Genomic DNA, 885 nt, shown 5'->3' on the forward strand with positions numbered 1-885 from the left:
CACCGTGTCGATGGCGCTCGTCGCGAGGATGAGGAAGCTGGGGATGACCATCATGAAGTGGATGACCAGCAGCGCGATGCGCTCGGTCCAGCCGCCGAAGTAGGCGGCGGCGGTGCCGACGAGCGCCGAGACGATCGTGACGCCGACCGAGACGCTGACGGCGATCATCAGCGAACGCTGCAGACCGAGCGCCACCTGAGCGAACAGGTCGTTGCCGGCGTTGTTCGTGCCGAACCAGTGCTCGGCGGACGGTCCCGTGCTGAGGTTGAGGAAGTCGAGCTCGACCGCGTCGTAGCGGGCGATGAGCGGCCCGAAGATCGCGAACAGCACCAGCAGGACGAAGATCACCAGGCCGGCGAGAGCGCCCTTGTTGCGGGCATAGCGGCGCCAGTAGAGAGTCCACTTGGAGAGCCGCTTGGTCGCGACACGCGTTGTCTCAGGTCCCGCGATGCCGGACGGTGGCTGGACCGTGGGGTCGATCATGTCGGTGGTCATGTCAGCTCACTCTCACTCGTGGGTCGAGCACCACGACGGCGATGTCGGCGAGGATGGCGCCGATCGCCGTGAGGACGGCGCCGAAGGCCGCGATGGCGACCGTGCCGTGGATGTCGTTCGTTCCGATGGTCTTGATGAAGTACTGACCCATGCCGTTCCAGGCGAAGATCGTCTCGGTGAGCACCGCACCGGTGAACACGCCAGGGATCGTGAAGGCCACCTGGGTCGCGACGGGGATCAGCGAGGTGCGCAGCGCGTGCTTGCGGATGGCCTGCTGCTTGGTGAGGCCCTTGGCGCGCGCCGTGCGCACGTAGTCCGCGTTGATGTTGTCCAGCAGCAGTGAGCGCTGGAGGAAGTGGATGCCGGCGTAGCCGGTGAGGACCAGGGCGA

Annotated in this window: 2 protein-coding genes; both read right to left on the minus strand. The window is 66.3% G+C overall.

Annotation, left to right across the window (positions count from 1 at the left end; translation table 11 throughout):
* Positions 1-495, minus strand: a 495-nt coding sequence (locus tag CQ047_RS03715) for an ABC transporter permease (RefSeq protein ID WP_374954051.1), incomplete at its 3' end; no start/stop codon positions are given.
* Between the two features lies 1 nt (position 496).
* Positions 497-885, minus strand: a 389-nt coding sequence (locus CQ047_RS19040) for an ABC transporter permease (RefSeq protein WP_258132464.1), incomplete at its 5' end; no start/stop codon positions are given.

The sequence above is a fragment of the Microbacterium sp. MYb72 genome (assembly GCF_002979415.1).
GTDB lineage: Bacteria > Actinomycetota > Actinomycetes > Actinomycetales > Microbacteriaceae > Microbacterium > Microbacterium natoriense.